General features: G+C 32.8%; 2 protein-coding genes. Both read left to right on the top strand.

The genetic code is table 11. The features are described from left to right. On the top strand, nucleotides 1-412 hold a 412-nt coding region (locus tag ACT8VG_RS10160), incomplete at its 5' end, for an ATP-binding cassette domain-containing protein (RefSeq protein WP_444195794.1). Between the two features lie 2 nt (nucleotides 413-414). Further along, the gene (locus ACT8VG_RS10155) at nucleotides 415-2,403 is read left to right on the top strand and encodes an FtsX-like permease family protein (RefSeq protein WP_444195793.1); all 1,989 of its coding nucleotides are present in this window, start codon (nucleotides 415-417) and stop codon (nucleotides 2,401-2,403) included. Nucleotides 2,404-2,475: the final 72 nt, after the last annotated feature.

Genomic DNA, 2,475 nt, shown 5'->3' with positions numbered 1-2,475 from the left:
AAATAAATCTTATATGTTTGTTACTATAATGTTTCTCTTATATCCCCACAGCTTGCTTGAGAATCACCACGGTAAATATATCCTTTTCCAGTCAGGAGGACAGAAACAAAGAGCTGCTGTCGCAAGAGCTTTAATTACTCATCCTCAGATTATCTTAGCTGATGAACCTACAGGTGCTTTGGATTCTAAATCAACAGATGATTTATTGAATATCTTTGATCATGTAAATGAAGAAGGACAGACAATTGTGATGGTTACTCATAGTACCAAAGCAGCCAGTTTTGCGAAACGTGTCTTATTTATACGTGATGGACAGGTCTATCATCAGATCTATAAAGGAGATAAGACAAACGAAGAGATGTATCAGGCAATCAGTGATACACTTACACTACTGCAGACAGGAGGTAAGTAATCATGTTTTATTTAAAACTTGCCCTGACAAATATTAAAAAGAATGGAAAAATCTATTTCCCATATCTTATTACAAGCATCTTTACAGTCATGATGTTTTATTGTGTAAAGTTCTTAGGTGGAGATAATGGCCTAAGAAAAGACAGTGAATCAGCAGCCATGATGATGAGTCTTGGCGTGTATGTTGTGATTATATTCTCAGTTATATTCTTATTATATATAAATAGCTTCCTCATGAAGAATCGTAAGAAGGAACTTGGACTCTATAATATATTAGGAATGGAAAAGCGTCATGTGATGTTGATCATCTTTATTGAAACATTGATTGTTTATTTGATTTCTTTAGGATTTGGTATATTAACAGGTGTTCTATTCAGCAAGCTGATGATGCTTATTTTAGTGAAGATATTGGCTATTCATACATCGATTGTATTTAGTATTGATATGAATGCGATTTTAATCACAACTCTTCTCTTTAGTGTTATTTTCTTTGTTTCATTTATGATCAATGCAGCTTCTATTCGTTTCTCTAATCCAATCCAGTTATTAAAGGGTGGACAGGTTGGAGAAAAGGAACCAAAGACAAAGTGGTTGATGACTTTAATAGGTGTCATCACACTAGGTGCTGGTTATACAATTGCCTTGTCGATTGAAGATCCAATCACTGCCCTTGTCTTATTCTTTGTGGCAGTTGTACTTGTTATTATTGGTACATATGCACTCTTTACTGCTGGTTCTATTGTAATTTTAAAACTATTAAAGAAGAATAAGAAGTATTACTATCAGACAAATCATTTCATCAGTGTGTCTCAGATGATGTATCGTATGAAGCAGAATGCAGTGGGACTTGCAAGTATCTGTATTCTATGTACATGTATTCTTGTTATGATTTCTTCTACATATACTCTTTATAGTGGTGTTTTTGATACTGTGAAAAAAAGTGTTCGTGCTGACTATAGTTATAAAGTAGGGAATATGGAAAAGGTGAACATGGATGAAGAAATCATCAACCTTGAAAAGGACATTAAAACATCTCTTGCTTCTAAAAATATCGGTATTTCTCAAATGGCTTCTTTAAAATATTGTAATGTATTGGCTTCTCAAAATGGAACAGTGTTTACTGCACCAGGAGAAGGAGGTAATAATAAGATTCTTACAATTCTTGGAATGACATTAGCTGATTACAATCGTATTTATAATCATCATGTCACTTTAAATGATCATGAAGTGCTTTATAATTCTAATTATCATTTTAATCATGATTCAATGATGTTGAATAATCAATTGTATTCATTAAAGATGGTTAAGAATGATCCTTGGTTTGTGAAGGATGATATCGCGAATGTGGATTCAGATAGTATTACATTTGTATTCAAGGATGATGCAACCTTAAAACAGGCACTTACATTTGAACATCGTTCTGCACCTTCTCATGTCTATGAAGTATTAGTTAATTATAAAGGTGGTTATTTCAATTCAAAGGCTGAAGAAGTCATGCGTAAAACAACTAAGAACTTCACTTTGAAAGTCAGTGAAAAGAATGATGGTGAGATCAACTACTCTAATATGACTCGCTATGATAACTACCAACTATTCAGTCAGATGTATGGTTCATTATTATTCTTAGGTATTTTCTTAGGTGTACTCTTTATGATGGCTGCAGTATTGATTATGTATTATAAGCAGTTATCTGAGGGCTATGAAGATCAGAAAAGATATGAAATACTACAGAACGTAGGATTGAGTAAAAAAGAAGTTAGACAGGCTATATCTTCACAGGTATTGATTTTCTTCTTCCTTCCTCTTGTAGTGGCAGTTATTCATATGTCCGTGGCTTATAAGATGATCTTAAAGATGTTTAAGGTAATGATTCTTAATGCCCCTCAGACATTTATTACATGTACTGTTGTATCAGTGATAGTACTTACTATTTGTTATACTATTGTTTATTTCTGTACAAGTCGTACATATTATAAAATTGTAAAAAAATAAAAAAGGCTTTCGAGCCTTTTCAGATTGTTGACAAATTAGATGAAAATATCAATTGGGCTATCCCAAATTGGT

The sequence above is a fragment of the Catenibacterium sp. genome (assembly GCF_052354645.1).
Lineage (GTDB): Bacteria > Bacillota_I > Bacilli_A > Erysipelotrichales > Coprobacillaceae > Catenibacterium > Catenibacterium mitsuoka_A.
This window is presented reverse-complemented; position numbering and strand designations above follow the sequence as displayed.